This is a genomic window from Vibrio sp. JZG10 (assembly GCF_054064075.1).
In genome coordinates this window covers 138,475-158,840 of the sequence record NZ_JBSUGE010000007.1, presented here as the reverse complement: position 1 = coordinate 158,840, position 20,366 = coordinate 138,475, and the positions used below count along the sequence as shown (strand labels likewise).

The 20,366-nt window shown below is 46.5% G+C and carries 21 protein-coding genes; all 21 read left to right on the top strand.

Annotation, left to right across the window (positions count from 1 at the left end):
- Positions 1 to 34 precede the first annotated feature (34 nt).
- Positions 35 to 2,134: a flagellar biosynthesis protein FlhA gene (gene flhA / locus ACWYVB_RS10525; protein WP_041853026.1), complete on the top strand. Its 2,100-nt coding sequence runs from the start codon at positions 35 to 37 to the stop codon at positions 2,132 to 2,134.
- A gap of 28 nt (positions 2,135 to 2,162) precedes the next feature.
- Positions 2,163 to 3,680, top strand: coding sequence for a flagellar biosynthesis protein FlhF (flhF, locus tag ACWYVB_RS10520; protein ID WP_012841533.1), 1,518 nt, complete (start codon positions 2,163 to 2,165; stop codon positions 3,678 to 3,680).
- A gap of 14 nt (positions 3,681 to 3,694) precedes the next feature.
- Positions 3,695 to 4,582 carry a MinD/ParA family protein gene (locus ACWYVB_RS10515; RefSeq protein WP_005380498.1) on the top strand — a complete coding sequence of 296 codons (888 nt, stop codon included), beginning with the start codon at positions 3,695 to 3,697 and terminating at the stop codon, positions 4,580 to 4,582.
- Positions 4,575 to 5,309, top strand: a complete 735-nt coding sequence (locus ACWYVB_RS10510; RefSeq protein ID WP_048625854.1) for an RNA polymerase sigma factor FliA — start codon at positions 4,575 to 4,577, stop codon at positions 5,307 to 5,309. Before ACWYVB_RS10515 ends, ACWYVB_RS10510 begins: the two co-directional genes overlap by 8 nt.
- Before the next feature lie 45 nt (positions 5,310 to 5,354).
- On the top strand, positions 5,355 to 5,723 hold the full coding sequence (gene cheY, locus ACWYVB_RS10505; RefSeq protein WP_017635949.1) for a chemotaxis response regulator CheY: 369 nt from the start codon (positions 5,355 to 5,357) through the stop codon (positions 5,721 to 5,723).
- Between the two features lie 120 nt (positions 5,724 to 5,843).
- Positions 5,844 to 6,584: a protein phosphatase CheZ gene (locus tag ACWYVB_RS10500; protein ID WP_006741709.1), complete on the top strand. Its 741-nt coding sequence runs from the start codon at positions 5,844 to 5,846 to the stop codon at positions 6,582 to 6,584.
- A 9-nt stretch (positions 6,585 to 6,593) separates the two neighbouring features.
- Positions 6,594 to 8,834 carry a chemotaxis protein CheA gene (locus ACWYVB_RS10495; RefSeq protein ID WP_256954292.1) on the top strand — a complete coding sequence of 747 codons (2,241 nt, stop codon included), beginning with the start codon at positions 6,594 to 6,596 and terminating at the stop codon, positions 8,832 to 8,834.
- A 29-nt stretch (positions 8,835 to 8,863) separates the two neighbouring features.
- A complete protein-coding gene (locus tag ACWYVB_RS10490; protein ID WP_047008842.1) occupies positions 8,864 to 9,976 on the top strand; it encodes a protein-glutamate methylesterase/protein-glutamine glutaminase in 1,113 nt (370 codons plus the stop codon).
- A gap of 8 nt (positions 9,977 to 9,984) precedes the next feature.
- On the top strand, positions 9,985 to 10,764 hold the full coding sequence (locus tag ACWYVB_RS10485) for a ParA family protein (protein ID WP_047008841.1): 780 nt from the start codon (positions 9,985 to 9,987) through the stop codon (positions 10,762 to 10,764).
- Positions 10,754 to 11,830 (top strand): chemotaxis protein CheW, encoded by a 1,077-nt coding sequence (locus ACWYVB_RS10480; RefSeq protein ID WP_395222183.1) that lies wholly within the window; start codon positions 10,754 to 10,756, stop codon positions 11,828 to 11,830. Before ACWYVB_RS10485 ends, ACWYVB_RS10480 begins: the two co-directional genes overlap by 11 nt.
- 35 nt (positions 11,831 to 11,865) lie before the next feature.
- Positions 11,866 to 12,360: a chemotaxis protein CheW gene (locus ACWYVB_RS10475; protein WP_005380507.1), complete on the top strand. Its 495-nt coding sequence runs from the start codon at positions 11,866 to 11,868 to the stop codon at positions 12,358 to 12,360.
- Positions 12,361 to 12,374: 14 nt separating this feature from the next.
- A complete protein-coding gene (locus ACWYVB_RS10470; protein WP_046875563.1) occupies positions 12,375 to 12,869 on the top strand; it encodes a DUF2802 domain-containing protein in 495 nt (164 codons plus the stop codon).
- A gap of 286 nt (positions 12,870 to 13,155) precedes the next feature.
- On the top strand, positions 13,156 to 13,773 hold the full coding sequence (gene ccmA, locus ACWYVB_RS10465; RefSeq protein ID WP_012841536.1) for a cytochrome c biogenesis heme-transporting ATPase CcmA: 618 nt from the start codon (positions 13,156 to 13,158) through the stop codon (positions 13,771 to 13,773).
- 1 nt (position 13,774) lies between these two features.
- Entirely contained in the window at positions 13,775 to 14,443 is a 669-nt protein-coding gene (gene ccmB / locus ACWYVB_RS10460) for a heme exporter protein CcmB (RefSeq protein WP_006741714.1), read from the top strand.
- A 109-nt stretch (positions 14,444 to 14,552) separates the two neighbouring features.
- Entirely contained in the window at positions 14,553 to 15,296 is a 744-nt protein-coding gene (locus tag ACWYVB_RS10455; RefSeq protein ID WP_005394301.1) for a heme ABC transporter permease, read from the top strand.
- An 11-nt stretch (positions 15,297 to 15,307) separates the two neighbouring features.
- A complete protein-coding gene (ccmD, locus tag ACWYVB_RS10450; RefSeq protein WP_005380515.1) occupies positions 15,308 to 15,514 on the top strand; it encodes a heme exporter protein CcmD in 207 nt (68 codons plus the stop codon).
- Complete coding sequence (ccmE, locus tag ACWYVB_RS10445; protein ID WP_005380516.1) at positions 15,511 to 15,996, top strand: cytochrome c maturation protein CcmE; 486 nt, start codon at positions 15,511 to 15,513, stop codon at positions 15,994 to 15,996. Before ccmD ends, ccmE begins: the two co-directional genes overlap by 4 nt.
- Positions 15,993 to 17,969, top strand: coding sequence for a heme lyase CcmF/NrfE family subunit (locus ACWYVB_RS10440; RefSeq protein ID WP_053808770.1), 1,977 nt, complete (start codon positions 15,993 to 15,995; stop codon positions 17,967 to 17,969). The genes ccmE and ACWYVB_RS10440 overlap by 4 nt, the downstream gene beginning before the upstream one ends.
- Before the next feature lies 1 nt (position 17,970).
- Positions 17,971 to 18,525 (top strand): DsbE family thiol:disulfide interchange protein, encoded by a 555-nt coding sequence (locus ACWYVB_RS10435; protein ID WP_005380518.1) that lies wholly within the window; start codon positions 17,971 to 17,973, stop codon positions 18,523 to 18,525.
- Positions 18,522 to 19,007: a cytochrome c-type biogenesis protein gene (locus tag ACWYVB_RS10430; RefSeq protein ID WP_005380519.1), complete on the top strand. Its 486-nt coding sequence runs from the start codon at positions 18,522 to 18,524 to the stop codon at positions 19,005 to 19,007. Before ACWYVB_RS10435 ends, ACWYVB_RS10430 begins: the two co-directional genes overlap by 4 nt.
- Positions 19,007 to 20,221 carry a c-type cytochrome biogenesis protein CcmI gene (gene ccmI, locus ACWYVB_RS10425; protein ID WP_258431088.1) on the top strand — a complete coding sequence of 405 codons (1,215 nt, stop codon included), beginning with the start codon at positions 19,007 to 19,009 and terminating at the stop codon, positions 20,219 to 20,221. The genes ACWYVB_RS10430 and ccmI overlap by 1 nt, the downstream gene beginning before the upstream one ends.
- Positions 20,222 to 20,366: the final 145 nt, after the last annotated feature.

Genomic DNA, 20,366 nt, shown 5'->3' with positions numbered 1-20,366 from the left:
CGTGACGCTTCAATCGATTGAGATCTCTCGTAGTATGAAGTTAAGCCTGCCATTTGCAGATAAATTGCCACGAATCCCTCAGCGTGAAATGCCAGCTATTGGCGCGCCGGTGATGGTTTTGGCCACCTTAGCGATGGTGGTGCTGCCTATTCCAGCCTTTTTGCTGGATATGTTCTTCACCTTTAACATCGCGTTGTCGATGGTGGTGTTGTTAGTGACCGTTTACACACGTCGTCCGTTGGACTTTGCCGCTTTTCCGACGGTACTGCTGATCGCGACTTTGTTGCGTTTGGCACTGAACGTTGCCTCGACACGTGTCGTCTTACTGCATGGTCATGAAGGCGGCAACGCGGCAGGTAACGTAATTGAAGCGTTTGGTAATGTCGTTATTGGTGGTAACTACGCGGTCGGCTTAGTGGTTTTCCTTATCTTAATGATCATCAACTTTATGGTGGTGACCAAAGGTGCGGGTCGTATCTCTGAGGTAAGTGCTCGCTTCACCCTTGATGCGTTGCCAGGTAAGCAGATGGCGATTGATGCGGACTTAAATGCCGGATTGATAGACCAAGAACAGGCAAGAGTTCGTCGTTTTGAAGTGACCAAAGAAGCGGATTTCTACGGCTCGATGGATGGTGCCTCGAAGTTCGTAAAAGGTGACGCGATTGCCGGTATTTTGATTCTGTTTATCAACATCATCGGCGGTCTGTCGATCGGTATGGCGCAGTATGGATTGGGTTTCGGTGAGGCAATTGAAATCTATACTTTGCTGACGATTGGTGACGGCCTAGTTGCACAGATTCCATCGCTATTGCTGTCGATTGCAGCGGCGATGATGGTGACGCGTCAAAACACTGATGAAGACATGGGTGAACAGCTGGTCTTCCAGATGTTCGACAACCCAAAAGCACTGATGATTACCGCAGCTATCCTCGGTGTGATGGGCATCGTACCGGGCATGCCACACTTTGCGTTTTTGAGTCTGGCGGTAGCGGCTGGCGCGGCGGCGTATTTCATCGATAAACGCCAAAAGCAGAAAGCGAAAGAGCCGGCTTTACCAGCGAAAGCCGACGAAGGTGCAGAGCCTTCATCGCAACGCGAGCTTTCTTGGGACGACGTCCAGCCAGTCGATATTATTGGCCTAGAAGTGGGTTACCGCTTGATTCCGCTAGTGGACCGAGACCAAGGCGGAGAACTGTTAGAGCGCGTAAAAGGTGTGCGTAAAAAGCTATCGCAAGATTTTGGGTTCTTAATCCCTGCGGTTCACATACGTGACAACCTTGAACTGACGCCAAACAGCTATCGAATCACATTAATGGGGGTTGCGGTGGGCGAAGCTGAGATTCGTCCGGATCAAGAGCTAGCGATTAACCCAGGTCAGGTGTATGGCATGATTGATGGCGAGCCAACCATTGACCCTGCATTTGGACTGGAAGCCGTATGGATTCGCGAAGATCAGCGTGAGCATGCTCAGGCGTTAGGTTATACGGTTGTTGACTCATCGACAGTATTAGCGACGCACCTGAGCCAGTTATTGACTAATAACGCATCGCAGTTGATTGGTCATGAAGAAGTAGAGAATTTATTAGAAATGTTAGGACGCAGCGCACCTAAGTTGGTTGAGAACTTTGTTCCTGATCAGTTGCCTTTAGGTGTGGTGGTGAAAGTCCTACAAAACTTGTTAAACGAGGCCATTCCAATCCGCGATATTCGCACGATTGTTCAAACTTTGGCTGAGTACTCAAGTAAGAGTCAAGAAGCTGACATATTGACGGCAGCAGTTCGAATTAGTCTTAAACGCCTAATTGTTCAAGAAATCAATGGTATAGAACCTGAGCTGCCAGTGATTACTTTGATACCTGAACTGGAACAAATATTGCATCAAACTATGCAAGCATCAGGAGGCGAATCCGCGGGGATTGAACCGGGGCTCGCTGAACGATTGCAGTCTTCACTAAGCCAAGCGACACAGGAACAAGAATTGAAAGGCGAGCCAGCCGTTCTGCTTACTTCCGGTGTATTACGCTCGACGTTGGCGAAATTTGTGAAGAACACAATACCTAATCTCCGGGTACTGTCTTACCAAGAAATCCCGGATGAAAAACAGATCAGAATTGTGCAAGCCGTGGGTAACTGATCTCACGCATCATTAATGGATTCATAGTTTGAAAATAAAGCGATTTTTTGCCAAAGACATGAGAACGGCGCTGCTCCAAGTGAAAGAGGAGTTAGGCGCGGAAGCGGTGATCATGTCAAACAAGAAAGTGGCTGGTGGGGTGGCGATTGTTGCGGCGATAGATAGTGAATCTAACCCGTCTCAAGCAAGCGCAGCGTCACAACAAAATCGCGGTGCTTCTCAATCGAATCGCTATAACGAACATCGTCAAATGTCATCGTCTTCTGCAGATCGTTATCAAGATCGTCATTTAGATGAAGATAAAATTAGTCTGAACAGTAATAACAGTAACAACGAAAAAACAGGCTCGATGACGCAGCGATTCGCTAACATGCTTAAGCAATATAGTGGTGGTGCAGCAGATGCTGACGATCATGTAGCGGAAAATGAAGATTCGCTCTCTGCTTTATTGCAACGCCAGAATAAGCATCGCGACGGCTACAACCAAGAAAAGCCAGCGCCATATCAACCAGATTCACCTTTGGCGAAGTTAATCGCACAAGATAATCGATTTGAGCGTCCAACGCCGAAGTTGGATCCGACACGCTATGATCGCCGCCGTCCAAGTGATGAGCGAGAAGAATCTGCCGATGAGCTGGAGAGTATGCGCGAAGAGATGACGTCAATTCGTCGTCTTTTAGAGCATCAAGTATCTGGCCTGATGTGGCAGGAAGTGGAACGTCGAGAGCCGCTCAGAGCAATGCTGATTAAGCGCTTAGAGCGTATGGGCGTTTCTCCGGAGTTAGCAGACCAAATGGCTTGCTATATCCCGGAAGATACAAAACCAGCGCGAGCGTGGAAAGCGTTGTTATCGCTGGTGGCGGATCAAATCAATATTCCTAAACAGGACATTTTAAAACGTGGTGGTGTGGTCGCACTGTTAGGTCCGACGGGGGTGGGAAAAACAACCACCGTTGCGAAGCTCGCAGCACGTGCCGCCATGGAATACGGTGCTGACAATGTGGCCCTTGTGACAACAGATACATATCGCATAGGTGCACATGAGCAGCTCTCAATTTACGGAAGAATCATGGGTTGTCCCGTAAGAGTTGCTAAAGATTCTAACGAGTTAGCCGATGTTATATATCAGCTAAGAAACAGAAGACTGATTTTGGTCGATACGGCAGGGATGGGGCAACGAGATGTCAGGCTTTCTGAGCAGCTCGATACTCTAATGCAAGAGAGCGGAGAAGTGATTCACAGCTACCTTGTTTTGCCAGCTACCGCACAACGTCGCGTTCTACAAGAAACGCTGGATCACTTCCGACGCATACCACTTTCGGGTTGTATTATGACGAAGCTTGATGAGTCATTAAGTCTAGGCGAATTCATCAGTGTAGTGATTCAAAACGCAATGCCAGTGGCTTACATCGCTAATGGTCAGCGCGTGCCAGAAGACATTGTGATAGCGCAACCAAAATATATGCTTGCGAAAGCAAATGAACTGTTAGAGAAGTCGACAGAGAACGAACCTCACTTTTGGAATAGTGACAGTGAAGGACTCTAAGGCGGCGGACTACTATGACTGAGAATATGATACACGATCAAGCAAGCGGCCTCCGTCGCTTAACACAACCATCGTTGACCAAAGTGATTGCTGTTACTGGCGGCAAAGGTGGTGTGGGGAAATCAAACGTAACACTGGGTCTGGCGATTTGTATGGCTCGCCAAGGCAAGAAGGTGATGGTTCTCGACGCTGATTTAGGTCTGGCCAATGTGGACGTGATGCTCGGAATTCGTGCAAAACGTAATCTAGGACATGTCTTAGCGGGTGAATGTGAGCTAAAAGATGCGATTGTCGAAGGGCCTTATGGTATAAAGATAATCCCTGCAACTTCTGGCACACAGAGCATGACTGAGCTTTCTCACGCTCAACATGCTGGACTCATTCGAGCATTTGGTAGTCTTGAAGACGAAATGGACGTCCTGCTGATAGATACCGCCGCAGGCATTTCTGACATGGTAATCAGTTTTTCGCGAGCAGCTCAAGACGTCGTTGTGGTTGTGTGTGATGAACCAACTTCAATCACAGATGCATATGCGTTAATTAAGCTGTTAAGTAAAGAACACCAGGTCCAACGCTTTAAAGTTGTAGCAAATATGGTCAGAAGCTACCGTGAAGGGCGAGAATTGTTTGCAAAGTTGACGCTAGTCACAGAGCGATTCTTGAATGTCAGCCTTGAACTCGTAGCATGTATTCCATTAGATGATAAAGTACGACAGGCTGTAAAAAGACAAAAAATTGTCGTTGATGCGTTCCCTCGCTCACCTGCCGCTTTAGCTATTAGCTCACTAGCAAACAAAGCGTTAACGTGGCCACTACCGAAAACACCAAGTGGACACTTGGAATTTTTTGTGGAAAGGTTGCTAAATCGTACCGAATTCGCAGAGGACCCTTTTGGTGAATAAAGCGATAACCTATGACCAACATGGCAAGTTTAATAGCCAGCAAGCGTTTATAGAGCGCTACTCAGTGTTGGTTAAGCGCATTGCTCACCACCTATTAGGCCGTTTACCGCCGAGTGTTCAGGTAGAGGATTTAATTCAGGCCGGCATGATCGGTCTTATCGAAGCTCAGCAGAATTATGATGGTTCTAAAGGTGCGAGCTTTGAAACTTATGCAGGTATCCGTATTCGCGGTGCAATGTTAGATGACATGCGCAAAGGCGATTGGGTACCGCGTTCTGTTCATAAAAATAATCGAGAGATTAACCAAGCGATTGCGGAACTGGAAGGCGAATTAAATCGAGATCCTACTGATTCTGAAGTAGCCACGCATCTCGGTATGACACTGGATCAATATCATAGTGCTCTGACCGATATCAACTGCTCAAAATTAGTCGGTATTGAAGATTTAGGCGTTTCTGATGATGTGATTTCACCTGCAGATGAAACTGATGACAGTAACCCGTTCAAAGGGGTTGCCGATGAATCATTTCGAAAAGCACTGGTTGAATCAATAAAACAGCTTCCAGAGCGTGAAGCTTTGGTACTTTCGCTTTATTATGATGAAGAACTCAATTTGAAAGAAATTGGCGATGTGTTAGGCGTAAGCGAATCTCGCGTAAGTCAAATACTGAGTCAAGCGATGCAACGTTTGCGCACCAAGCTCAGTGCGTGGACACAAAATGACTAAAAACACTGATTTTACGATTCAGTGGAGGCAATTTTGAATAAAAACATGAAGATCCTTATTGTTGATGATTTCTCAACAATGCGCCGTATTGTTAAAAACCTGCTTCGTGACTTGGGTTTCAATAACACTCAAGAAGCGGACGATGGTTTAACCGCATTACCAATGCTGAAAAAAGGTGACTTCGATTTTGTTGTAACTGACTGGAACATGCCAGGTATGCAAGGCATCGATTTGCTTAAACACATCCGCGCGGATGCAGAACTTAAGCATTTGCCAGTTCTAATGATCACGGCTGAAGCGAAGCGTGAGCAGATCATTGAAGCTGCTCAAGCAGGCGTAAACGGCTACATTGTTAAGCCATTTACTGCTGCAACATTAAAAGAAAAATTAGATAAAATTTTCGAGCGTTTATAACTCTCTCTTTTTCTCTTTGTTATTCGAGTCATTCATACCAATTATTAAATACCTATTAAATGACTCGTTTAGCGTTTTTAAAGTGATAAGAAGAACTAAACGTAAAAGGGTCTATTCAGAATGATCTCACTAGAGCAGGCGAAGTCACTCGTTCAAATGCTAGAAAACGGGGAACAAGACCAAGCCAATATGCTTGTTGCCTCGATCTACGAAGGTGCCGAGAATCCAATGCTGCAAGAAATTGGAGCCTTAACTCGAGACCTTCACGAATCACTCAAGCAGTTCAGTCTCGATCAGCGCATGACCGAAATTGCGAAAGACGAAATCCCTAACGCAAGGGATCGTCTTAATTATGTGATCGAGAAGACAGAGCTAGCAGCCAACAAAACGATGGATGCAGTCGACTGCTGCCTTCCTATCGCTGACAACCTGCATGATTGCCTTCAGAAAGTTCGTCCTCAATGGAATGAACTCATGCACGGGCGCATCGAATTAAGCGAATTCAAAGCACTTTGTCACCGAATCGACGAGCTATTAGTTCAAGTCGAAGGTGACAGCACTGAGTTGCGTGGTCAATTGACCGAAATTCTCATGGCGCAAGACTTCCAAGACCTAACTGGCCAAATTATTCGCCGCGTAATTACGTTGGTAAATGAAGTAGAAGGCCGCTTAGTGGAAATCCTAACCGTATTCTCTGGAAATAAACCTGAAGAACACATTCAAGTTTTGTCAGAACCGGCAGATAAAAAGAATACACAAACAAGCGAAGCCGAAGGCCCGATTCTTCATCCAGAACTGAGAGAAGATGCGGTTTCATCGCAGGACGAAGTCGATGACTTGTTGTCCAGTCTTGGATTTTAAAGGTAACGTATGAGCTACGATTTAGACGAAGATATTCTTCAGGACTTTCTCATTGAGGCTGGGGAAATTCTCGAACTGCTTTCTGAGCAGTTGGTTGAATTGGAAAATAACCCAGAAGACAAAGACTTACTTAATGCAATTTTCCGCGGGTTTCACACCGTAAAAGGCGGTGCTGGCTTCCTGTCTTTGGCAGAGCTAGTCGATACTTGTCATGGTGCGGAGAACGTGTTCGACGTTTTACGAAACGGCCAACGCACGGTCACGCAAAACTTAATGGATACGATGCTAAAAGCGTTGGATACGGTCAATACCCAGTTCCAAGCCGTTCAAGATCGTGAACCATTGGAAGCTGCGGATCCTGCCCTTCTTGAAGAACTTCATCGTCTATGTAAACCTGAATCAGAAGATGAAGTCGCTGCAACCGTGGTTGAAGAACCAGTGGTTACTCCTGAACCTGTCATTCCTGAGCCTGTTATTGAAGAACCTGCCGCGCCAGCGTCAAGTGTCGGCTCTGTTGATGAAATTACCCAAGACGAATTCGAAAAGCTGCTGGATGAACTTCATGGTAAAGGCTCAGCTCCAGGCGCTTCAGAACCTGCGACACCAACAACGCCATCAGAGCCCCCTCAATCAAGTGCGCCATCAGTTGAAAGTGGCGATATCACTGACGATGAATTTGAACGTCTACTTGACGAACTTCACGGCGTCGGCAAAAGTCCATCAGCGGCAGAGGCTGCAGCATCTGCACCAGTAGAACCTCCTAAAGCGGCAGAACCAGCTGCGCCAGTTGCATCGTCAGCAAATCAAGATAGTGACTTAATGACGGACGAAGAGTTCGAAAAGTTACTCGATGAGCTACATGGTGCGGGCAAAGGTCCTACGCTAGAAGAACTGGATATGGCAACGAAGCCGGCATCAGCAAACGTAGAGGAAAGCCCTGCGAAACCTGAGCCTGCGGTTAAGCCAGCACCAGCACCAGCAGCGCCAACTCCGGCTCCAGCACCAAAACCAGAATCTAAACCTGTCGCGGTGAAAGAAGAGGCGAAAGCGCCAGCGGTTAAAAAGCCTCAGGCCGAGGCAACCGTTCGTGTCGATACCTCAACGCTTGATACCATCATGAACATGGTAGGTGAGCTTGTATTGGTCCGAAACCGTCTATTAAGCCTTGGTTTGAACAGCGACAATGAAGAAATGTCCAAAGCGGTCGCCAACCTTGATGTCGTAACGGCGGATCTGCAAGGCGCGGTAATGAAAACGCGTATGCAGCCAATCAAGAAAGTATTTGGCCGTTTCCCACGCGTTGTCCGTGACTTGGCGCGCAATCTAAATAAAGACATCGTGCTGGAAATGCGCGGTGAAGAAACCGATCTCGATAAAAACCTTGTAGAAGCATTGGCTGATCCATTGATTCACTTGGTTCGTAACTCGGTTGACCACGGTATTGAAATGCCAGACGATCGCGCGAAAGCAGGTAAATCACGCACAGGTAAAGTGATTTTGTCTGCATCGCAAGAAGGGGATCACATTGAGCTATCCATCGTAGATGATGGAGGCGGTATGGACCCGAACAAACTGCGTGGTATCGCGGTTAAGCGCGGCATGATGGACGAAGATGCGGCGGCCCGTTTAACAGACAAAGAGTGCTTCAACCTTATCTTTGCGCCAGGTTTCTCAAGTAAAGATAAAATTTCTGACATCTCTGGCCGTGGCGTTGGCATGGATGTGGTTAAGACGGCGATCAACACCTTAAATGGTTCAATCGATATCGATTCAGAACTAGGTAAAGGCACTAAGATCACCATCAAAGTACCACTGACGCTTGCGATCCTACCAACACTGATGGTTGGTGTTGGCGGTCATCCGTTTGCGCTGCCACTGGCATCGGTGAGCGAAATTTTCCACTTGGATCTGAGTCGCACAAACGTGGTAGATGGTCAGTTGACGATCATTGTGCGTGAAAAATCTATCCCGCTATTTTACCTACAGAACTGGTTAGCATCCAAATCACAAAACGTCGAAGAGCGTACTGGTCACGGTCATGTGGTTATTGTACAGATCGGTAACCAGCGCGTTGGTTTTGTTGTGGATACGCTTATTGGTCAAGAAGAAGTGGTTATTAAGCCACTCGATAATCTATTGCAAGGCACTCCGGGCATGGCTGGTGCAACAATCACTAGCGATGGCCATATTGCATTAATTCTAGATGTGCCTGATTTACTTAAGCGATATGCTGCGGCTTCACGCCTTTAAGCAAAGCTGACGTTATTAAAAGGAATAAGATGGCGATTAAAGTACTAGTCGTTGATGATTCGAGTTTTTTTCGACGTCGCGTGAGCGAAATCATCAACTCAGAATCGCGCCTAGAAGTGATTGACGTTGCGGTAAATGGCAGAGAGGCGGTTGAGAAAGCCAAGTCTCTTAAACCGGACGTCATCACGATGGATATTGAAATGCCAGTGATGGATGGCATTACCGCTGTGCGTGAAATCATGGCAGCGGCTCCAACGCCAATCCTAATGTTTTCGTCCCTGACTCATGACGGGGCGAAAGCCACGCTTGATGCGCTAGATGCGGGCGCATTGGATTTCTTACCGAAAAAGTTTGAAGACATCGCACGTAACCGCGAAGAAGCGGTGTCACTGCTTCAGCAACGAGTTATTCAGATTGCTTCGAAGCGCGCTTTTATGCGTCGACCAATCACTCGCGCTGCTGCGAGTACCAGTGCGGCAGCTCGTCCACTAGGTTCAAGAACGGCTTCGCCAGCGACTCCAGCTCCTGCTCGACCGGCTGCGGCAAAGTTCCGAGCCTCTGGTAAGAAGTATCAACTGACCGCAATTGGCACGTCGACTGGTGGTCCGGTTGCTTTGCAAAAAATTCTGACGCGTTTACCGATGAACTACCCGCATCCGATCGTGTTGATCCAACATATGCCAGCAACCTTTACTGCTGCATTTGCTAGCCGTTTGAATACCTTGTGTAAGATTCAAGTGAAAGAAGCACAAGATGGCGACGTCTTACAGCCTGGTGTGGCATACCTGGCTCCAGGTGGTAAGCAAATGATGGTGGATGGTCGAGCAGGGGCTGCTCGTCTTCGTATCATTGATGGCGGCGACCGCATGAACTACAAACCATGTGTGGATGTGACTTTTGGTTCTGCAGCCAAAGTGTACGGTGACAAAGTGCTCTCTTTAGTACTGACTGGCATGGGTGCAGACGGTCGTGAAGGTGCTCGTATGTTGAAGTCTGCAGGCTCAACTATTTGGGCTCAAGATGAAGAAAGTTGTGTTGTTTATGGTATGCCCCAAGCTGTTGCTAAAGCAGGCATTTCTTCAGAAGATTTACCGCTTGACCGCATTGCAGAACGCATGTTGGTGGAAGTTGGCCTAGCGTAGGATTCATCATGATTGTTTGGAGTGTAGCTAACCAGAAAGGTGGCGTGGGTAAAACCACCTCAACAGTGACATTAGCGGGTTTGCTGAGTCAAAAAGGTCATCGCGTACTGATGGTCGATACTGACCCTCACGCATCACTGACTACCTATCTTGGTTATGATCCTGACGCAGTAACTTCGAGCCTGTTTGATTTATTCCAGTTGAAGACATTCTCTCGTGAAACGGTGAGGCCGTTAATCCTAGAGACAAAACTGGAAGGGATGGATATCATTCCCGCGCATATGTCCCTTGCGACGCTTGATCGTGTCATGGGGAATCGCAGTGGGATGGGGCTGATCTTAAAACGAGCTCTACAATCGGTCTCACAAGACTATGATTATGTGTTGATTGACTGCCCGCCAATTCTTGGTGTGATGATGGTGAACGCACTGGCCGCCAGTGACCGAATTTTGATTCCCGTTCAAACCGAGTTTTTGGCGATGAAAGGCTTGGAACGCATGATGCGCACGTTAACCATTATGCAAAAGTCTCGTCCGGGTGGTTTCAAAGTGACTATCGTTCCAACGATGTATGACAAGCGCACCAAAGCGTCTTTGCAAACATTGATGCAACTGAAGAAAGATTACCCAAATCAAGTATGGACCTCTGCGGTGCCGATTGATACCAAATTCCGTGATGCTAGTTTAAAGCATTTGCCAGCATCGCATTTTGCATCTGGTAGTCGTGGTGTGTTTGCGTATAAACAGTTACTGATTTACCTGGAGAGGTTAGCGTTCGATGAGCAGTAACGACGTGCTTTCCAGTGAACAAGCGCTTGATGACTACTTTAATGCGCTATTGGGTGATGAGGCTGAAGCAACGACTCTTGAGGAAGAGCTTGACTTGCTGGCTCAAGAAATATCATCTGCAGAGCCAGAGCCAGAGCCAGAGCCAGAGCCAGAGCCAGAGCCAGAGCCAGAGCCAGAGCCAGAGCCAGAGCCAGAGCCAGAATTGCAGTTTCAATACTCGGAGCCGGAAACTTACCAGTTTCAAGAAGCGTACCCGCCAGAATTGGAAGCCCCAAATCTGGAAGATGTGCAAAGGTTATTAAGTCAGCTTGAAGCAAGCAACCCTGTAGCCGAGTTAGATATTGATAGTATTCTTGAACAAAATACGATTGATATTGCAGCAGAAATAAAAGCGGCTGAGCCAGAAGTGCAAACCGTTAGTGAGGCGTCCGGGTTACAAACAGTTGAAGAGATACAAGACTGGGTGATTGATGCGCCAGTTTTTGAGGGAACTCAGCCAGAACTGGTTGAACCTCAATCGGTGATTGAGCATGATGTCAATATAGAATCGAACGTTGATACCGAGCTCGAGACACAAACAGGTTCCGAAATACCAACTGACTGGGAAAGTACGAAGCGAAGTGAAGATTTTCAAGTGCTTTACTTTGATGTGAATGATGTCACGTTTGCCGTACCGCTTGATGAGTTAGGTGGTATTCATCGCATCAGCGAGCTTAACCATTTGATAGGAAAGCCCGCCTGGTATTTGGGGCTACAAACAAATCGTGAGCAACAGTTTGATGTCGTCGATACCGCGAAATGGGTGATGGCAGATAAGCTTCGCGATGACAGTTACAAAGATAATTACCAATACGTTGTCATGCTTGGAGAGAGCATGTGGGGGCTGGCCAGTAACCAACTAATGGGGACGGAAACGCTCAATATCGACAAGGTTCGCTGGCGTGAACAGGCGGGTAAACGCCCTTGGCTAGCGGGCATGGTAAAAGAAAAAATGTGCGCCTTAATTCATGTCCAGGCGCTCATTGACATGCTAAACGCCGGTTTAGATGTCAAATCACTGAATTAGATTTAAGTCGGGAACGACATTAACGAGGATTAACTATGTCTCAAGCTTTTGAAGTAGAAGTGAAGAAAGATGCATCGAATGACGAAGTTCTTCAGTGGGTGACGTTCCAGCTAGAAGAAGAAACGTACGGCATCAACGTAATGCAAGTTCGTGAAGTACTTCGTTATACTGAAATTGCACCCGTTCCAGGTGCGCCAGATTATGTTCTGGGTATCATCAACCTGCGTGGTAACGTGGTTACTGTTATCGACACGCGTTCGCGTTTCGGCCTGATGGAAGGCGAAGTTACAGATAATACTCGTATTATTGTGATCGAGTCTGAGCGTCAAGTGATTGGTATTTTGGTAGATAGTGTGGCAGAAGTGGTTTACCTACGTTCTTCTGAAATTGACACGACGCCTTCTGTTGGTACTGATGAAAGCGCGAAGTTCATCCAAGGTGTGAGCAACCGTGACGGCAAACTTCTTATCCTTGTGGATTTGAACAAGCTCCTAACGGATGACGAATGGGACGAGATGGCTCACCTATAATGGGCTGAATAATGATGGCTGAAGAGACTCTTTTATCTGTTCCATTCCTTGCGGGTGGCGTCGCTTTTATCGTGTTGGTGTTGGTTGTTTTGCAACTGCGCATTCGCTCGGGGTTGCAAAAGCAAGTAGACCAGCAACGAGCACAGTCTCGACATGTAGATAAAGAAGTACAAAAGTTGAGTAAGCAGTTACTCGAAGTGCGTTCGGTTGTCGTTGGTCTTGGACAAAAAGTAACGGAACAACAAGACATTATTCAGCACCTAAACGAGAGAATTCGTGAACTCGAGCACGCTGATACTGATGGTCGCTTGTACAGTCGAGCTTCTAAAATGGTACAGCTTGGTGCAGATATCAATGAGCTCATTGAAGAGTGTGAACTGCCAAAAGCTGAAGCGGAATTGATGCTTTCACTACAGAAAAAACTGGCGGGAAAAGAGAAAATTCCACCACTAAGCGGTCAGCCATCAGATGATGCAGAATACCCGACGCGTGGACGTCGTCGACGCTAAAGGTTTTAAAGCGATAAAAAGAGGCGATAAGCCTCTTTTTTTGTGTTCGGTTACTAATTATCTTTTTGCAATACAGCCCTAGGTTACCTTGAGCTCTCTTCATTCTTAGCACTCGCTCCCCAAGTTAAAATGAGAGCTTATAACTACTTATAGTTAATTTTATTAAAGTGTGACGATTAATTAACAAAAATACATGAACTTACATACATCCCAGCCCTCTTATCCTGTTTTGTCATAACTAAGCTGTGCTAATATAGCGCTTCGTTCATTTTTTAGTTGAAGCTCTATGTTAGAAGTATCTAACCTGACAGCGATCCGTGATGAGAGGGTCCTGTTTGAAAACCTGCAGTTTGAAATTAAGCCTGGTGAATTGGTCCAGATAGAAGGGCGCAATGGTACTGGCAAAACTACGTTACTACGTATTGTGACAGGTTTAGGTGATAGAGAAGAAGGCATCATTAAGTGGAAAGGAGAAGAGGTTGAAAAATCTCGTGATGTTTTCCATCAAGATCTGCTGTTCTTAGGGCATCAAACTGGAGTGAAACGAGAGCTTACCGCACTAGAAAACTTACGTTTTTACCAATCTATTCAAAATAACCGCTCTTCTGACGAAGAAATCTTCACTGCTTTAACTCAAGTTGGTTTAGCTGGTCGAGAAGATGTGCCTGTAGCACAGCTTTCCGCAGGTCAGCAACGACGAGTGGCACTAGCAAGGTTATGGCTCAGTAAGCAAATTTTATGGATTTTAGATGAACCGTTGACCGCCATCGATAAGCAAGGCGTCAAAGTGCTTGAATCTTTGTTCGCAAGTCACGCTGATAATGGCGGTATTGTCGTGTTGACTACGCATCAAGATATGTTTTCGGACAGCCCAAAACTTAGAAAAATAAAGTTGGGTGATTGATATGATTCCATCTATGACCACCATCATTCGCCGCGAGCTATTGATAGCATTTCGCCGTCAGGCAGACATTCTGAACCCGCTTTGGTTCTTTATTATTGTTATTACTCTGTTTCCTCTTAGTATCGGGCCTGAACCAAATTTGTTAGCACGTATTGCAGCGGGCATTGTTTGGGTTGCCGCATTGCTATCCGCCTTATTATCATTAGAGCGTCTATTTCGTGATGATTTTCAAGACGGTGCATTGGAACAAATGATGCTAATGCCGATTCCATTGCAACTTGTAGTGGTTTCAAAGGTCATAGCACATTGGTTGTTAACAGGGTTACCTCTGATCCTAATTAGCCCATTATTGGCGGTTTTACTTTCGCTCGATTTCAATACTTGGCTATCTGTTGTACTAACCTTGATGATCGGTACACCGACACTAAGTTTTATTGGAGCTATTGGTGTGGCTTTGACGGTTGGGTTGCAAAAGGGGGGCGTTCTTTTGAGTTTGCTTATTCTTCCGCTCTACATCCCAATTTTGATTTTCGCAACATCAGCAATTGATGCCGCCGCGCTTGGTATGGCGTATAACGGTCAACTAGCAATTTTAGGTGCGATGCTAATGGGAGCGATGACGTTAACGCCTTTTGCCATTAGTGCCGCATTGAGAGTTAGTGTTAACTAACTCAATAAAGTGCCAATGAAGCGGCGCTTGATCAAAGAATTATTATTAAAGCACTGCTACGGTCTCAGCCCTTTAGACAGTGTCCCTGAAGTAAGAGTGAGAACAAAACATGTGGAAATGGCTACATCCTTATGCCAAGCCAGAAACCGCTTACCGTTTGAGTGGTAAGTTTCTGCCTTGGTTTTCTGTATTGGCCCTCGTATGCTTATCGGTTGGTACGGTTTGGGGGCTTGCATTTGCGCCTTCAGATTACCAACAAGGTGACAGTTTCCGAATCATCTATATTCACGTCCCATCAGCTATTTGGTCTATGGGCGTTTATATGTCGATGGCGATTGCGGCATTTATTGGCTTAGTATGGCAAGTACGTCTATCTGATATGGCGGCGCTTGCGATGGCGCCGATTGGTGCGGTATTTACCTTCATTGCTCTACTTACTGGTGCCGTTTGGGGTAAGCCAATGTGGGGCACTTGGTGGGTATGGGACGCCCGCCTTACTTCAGAATTGATTCTTCTATTTCTCTACCTTGGTGTTATTGCGCTTTATCACGCGTTTGACGATCAGAAAACAGCCGCAAAAGCGGCGGGTATTTTAGCGATCGTAGGCGTCGTGAACCTACCTATCATTCACTTTTCCGTAGAATGGTGGAACACGCTTCACCAAGGCGCGACGATCACGAAATTTGAACAACCTTCTATTTCATCCGACATGCTTTGGCCGTTATTGCTAAACATCTTTGGCTTTGCGTTCTTCTTTGGTGCAGTGACGATGGTACGTTTTCGTAACGAAATCATCAGTAAAGAAAGTCACCGCCCTTGGGTGCGCAAACTCGCAACAGAACAAACTCAGTGAGGTAATTGATTATGCATTTTGAATCTCTGAGCGACTTTTTTGCCATGGGTGGCTACGCATCATACGTATGGAGTGCGTTTGGTATTACTTTCTTATCCATGCTGATTCTTCTGATCACTAGCCTTCGCCGCGGTGATGCATTATTGAAAGAAGTGAAAGCAAAAATTGACCGTCAAGCTCGTATCGACGCAGCGAAGAACATGGAGAACACCTTATGAACCCGAGACGTAAAAAGAGGCTAGGTATCGTACTAGCGATCTTTATCGGTATTAGTGCCACTATTGGTTTGATACTTTATGCGCTTAACCAAAATATGGACCTTTTCTACACTCCAACGGAATTGGTTAATGGTAAGCCAGATGGCACCAAGCCAGAAGTAGGCCAGCGTCTGCGTATTGGTGGTATGGTGGTTGTGGGCTCGGTTCGTCGAGATCCTAATTCTTTGAAAGTGAGTTTTGACCTGCACGATGTCGGTCCTAAAGTGACGATTACTTATGACGGTATTCTTCCTGACTTGTTCCGTGAAGGGCAGGGTATTGTGGCTCAAGGTGTACTGAAAGATGCCACGACAGTTGAGGCATTTGAGGTCCTAGCGAAGCACGATGAAGAATACATGCCACCAGAAATTGCAGAAGCGATGAAGAAAACGCATGAACCGCTTCAATACAGCACCGAACAGAAACAAGGAAGCGGCCAATGATTGCTGAAATCGGTCACTTTGCTCTCATTCTTTCGCTTGCAATGGCTGTGCTGCTGAGCGTATTGCCATTGTGGGGAGCATCGAATAATAACACCATGCTCATGAACACAGCGCGACCGCTATCTTGGTCTATGTTCCTGATGCTGTTGTTCTCTTTCGCCATTTTATGTTGGGGATTTTATACCAACGACTTCACGTTACAGTATGTAGCGAGCAACTCGAATAGTCAGCTTCCTTGGTACTACCGTTTAACCGCAGTATGGGGTGCACACGAAGGTTCACTGTTGCTATGGGTGTTAATCCAAGCTGCTTGGACTGTCGCTGTAGCGACATTCAGTCGTGGTATGCCGCAAGAGTCGGTTGCACGTGTACTTGCCGTAATGGGCATGATCTCAGTAGGTTTCCTACTGTTTATTATCTTAACGTCAAACCCATTCTTACGTACGTTGCCTTTCTTCCCGGTTGACGGGCGTGACTTGAACCCTCTGCTTCAAGACCCTGGTTTGATTGTTCACCCGCCAATGCTTTACATGGGCTACGTTGGTTTCTCGGTTGCCTTCTCTTTTGCGATCGCATCCCTAATGACTGGACGCCTTGATACGGCTTGGGCCCGTTGGTCTCGTCCTTGGACAACCGCTGCATGGGTATTTTTAACACTCGGTATCGCACTAGGCTCTTGGTGGGCTTACTACGAACTTGGCTGGGGTGGCTGGTGGTTCTGGGACCCAGTAGAAAACGCATCATTCATGCCTTGGTTAGCGGGTACCGCATTAATGCACTCTCTTGCCGTGACAGAAAAACGCGGCACATTTAAAGCGTGGACGGTACTATTGGCAATCTCTGCATTTTCGTTGAGTTTGTTGGGCACATTCTTAGTCCGTTCCGGTATTTTAGTATCGGTGCACGCGTTCGCGTCTGACCCGTCGCGCGGTATGTTTATTCTAGGTTTCTTAGTTTTCGTTATCGGTGGTTCTTTACTGCTGTTTGCCGTGAAAGGGGCGGCAGTGCGTGTACGAGGTAACTTCGACTTAGTCTCTCGTGAAAACGCGCTCTTAGCCAACAACGTATTACTTATCGCAGCACTTGTTGTGGTGTTAGTGGGGACACTGTTGCCGCTCGTACATAAGCAGCTTGGTTTGGGGTCGGTTTCTATCGGTGCGCCATTTTTCGACATGCTGTTTGCGTGGTTGATGATGCCATTTGCTTTCCTACTTGGTATTGGTCCACTTATCCGTTGGAAGCGAGACAATTTATCTAAACTTGTGAAACCAATGCTCATTTCAGGTGTGCTTGCTTTCGCCTTGGCTGCGGTATGCGTGTTCCTGTTTGCCGACTTCTTCTCAACCATGGCTTACATTGGCTGGGTAATGGCGATTTGGATTATTGCAATGCATGGCTTTGAACTATATGAGCGTGCAACGCACCGTCATAGCTTTAGTGAAGGCGTTCGCAAGCTGCAGCGTAGCCACTGGGCGATGATGTTGGGTCATGTTGGTCTGGCGGTATCTGTTATCGGTATTGCGATGGTACAGAACTACAGCATCGAGCGTGATGTACGTTTAGCACCTGGCGAACATTTCCAAATTCAAGGTTATGATTTCTACTTCTCAGGCCTGCGTGATAAAGATGGTCCAAACTACGATGGCTACATCGCGGATTTTGAGATCACACATGATGGCAAATACGTGAATACGCTTCACGCTGAGAAGCGCTTCTACCGTACGGCTAAGTCTATGATGACTGAAGCTGCCATTGACCGTGGTATTAGCCGCGACTTATACATTGCAATGGGTGAACGTTTAGACGACAACCGATCTTGGGCTGTTCGTATTTACTATAAACCGTTCGTTCGTTGGATTTGGGCTGGCTCTTTGATTATGGCATTAGGCGGCGCACTAGCGATTTCTGATAAACGCTACCGCTTCCGTAAATCGCCGAAGAAAAACGCGAAGTCAAAAGAGCAGGAGGCATAACATGAATAAGAAAATCTTATTTATTCCGCTTGTCGCTTTCATGATTCTAGCGGGCATTTTCGCAACCCAATTAATGCGTAACCAAGAGGGCGATGATCCAACGAAATTGGAGTCGGTTTTGGTTGGCAAGCCAGTTCCTGAATTTCATTTAGAAGACCTGGCTGAGCCTGGAAAACAGTACGACCAATCAATTTTTAAAGGTGAACCGTTGCTCTTGAACGTTTGGGCAACGTGGTGCCCAACGTGTTATGCAGAGCATAAATACCTAAACGAATTGGCGGGTAAGGGCGTTAAGATCATCGGTATGAATTACAAAGATGATCGTAATAAAGCAATAGGTTGGCTGAATGATCTCGGCAACCCGTACTTGATCAGCCTATTTGATGGCAGTGGTATGCTTGGCCTTGACCTTGGCGTTTATGGTGCTCCAGAAACATTCATTATTGATGCAAATGGTGTGATTCGCTATCGCCATGTAGGGGATGTAAACCCACGTAATTGGTCAGAAACACTGGAGCCACTTTACAACAAATTGGTTGAGGAGGCGAAGCAATGAGAAAGCTAATTCTTGCCGTTTTTGCTGCGATGACATTATCTCTTGCTGCTCATGCGGCCATTGAAGTGTACGAGTTTGATAATTTGGAACAAGAACAGCAGTTCAAAGAGTTAAGCCATACGCTCCGTTGCCCTAAATGTCAGAACAACACGATCTCGGATTCTAACGCTGAACTTGCTCAGGACTTACGCCATAAGGTGTACGAAATGACCAAAGAAGGTAAGTCCAAAGATGAGATTGTTGATTACATGATCGCCCGTTACGGTAACTTCGTGACTTACAACCCACCATTTACGGTTGCGACTGCGATCTTGTGGCTAGGGCCACTCGCTGTAGTATTGGGTGGTTTTGGTTTGATTGTACTGCGTAGCCGTAAATCTAAAGTTAAGGCAAAAGCGAGCAGTGACGAGCAATGGGATGAGCAAAAAGAGGCTCGCTTAAAAGCATTGCTTGAAGAAGAGAACAACGGAGATAAGAAGTAATGACACTATTTTGGATTTCCACCGTTGCTCTTACGCTTATTGCTTGTGCGCTGGTGGCTTTGCCGCTGCTTAAACAAAAAGCGAACAATGATGATGTGTTACGCGATGAGCTTAACAAGGCATTTTATAAAGACCGTCTATCTGAGCTTGCAGAAGAAACCGACGAAGGGCTGGTTGAAAGCGAAGACGAACTGATTTCTGATCTAAAGCAGTCTCTCCTTGACGATATTCCGGGTGATAAAGCGCAAAAAGAAACCAAGGTTTCACCAATCGCGGTTTTAGTTCCATCGGTAATTCTGACGGTGGCGTTGAGCTATGGCTTGTATTACAAATTTGGCGCGTCAGACGATATTGTTCAATGGCAAGAAGTGTCTGCAAATCTACCTGAGTTATCGAAAAAGCTGATGTCGGCTTCTTCTGAGCCGTTGAGTGACGATGAAATGGCGGATTTGACCCTTGCCCTTCGAACTCGCTTACATTACCAGCCGGAAGACTCGACAGGTTGGTTACTGTTAGGTCGTATTGCGTTAGCAAATCGTGATGTCACCACGGCTATCGATGCGATGGAAAAATCATACCGCCTAGAGCCAAAAGACCCAGATGTGATGTTGGGTTATGCACAAGCTCTGATGCTGTCTCAAGAGGAAATGGATCAAGCGACGGCTCGCTCATTACTCGGCAAGCTGATGCAGCAAGACTATGTCGATCTGCGTGTGTTTTCTTTGTTAGCGTTCGATGCGTTTGAGCGTCAAGACTTCCCGGCAGCCATCAAGTACTGGGGAATCATGCAGCAAATGATTGGTCCAGAAGATAGCCGCTACGAGATGTTGTCACGCAGTATTGAGAGTGCTCGTAAGCAAATGGGCGAAGCGGTTTCACCGGATAAGAGTGTTGCTGTGACAATTAATGTGGTACCAAATGCTCAGTTGGATCCAAACGCAGTTCTGATTGTGTCAGTACATCGTTCAGATGGCTCCCCAATGCCTGTGGCTGCTGCTCGTTATCCGCTAGGTACTTTCCCTCGCACAGTCGTATTAGATGATGGCAATGCCATGATGCAAGGACAAAAGTTATCTTCACTCGATAAGCTAATCGTCCGTGTGCGTATAGATTCTGACGGTAACGTAGCAACGCGTGATCAAGATTGGCACGGAGAAAGTGACGTCGTTGAATTTGGCGCACCAGTAGACGTGACCATTGATCAGCAATATTAATCGTTAGCGTCTGTCTCTGAAATATGACAACGGGGTAGAGTCTGTTGCCTTTAGTGGTATGACTTTAAACGATCGAGTAGAATACCGAAGGCCAGCGATTGCTGGCCTTTATTTATTCCCATATCTGAGTCATCTTTACTACGTA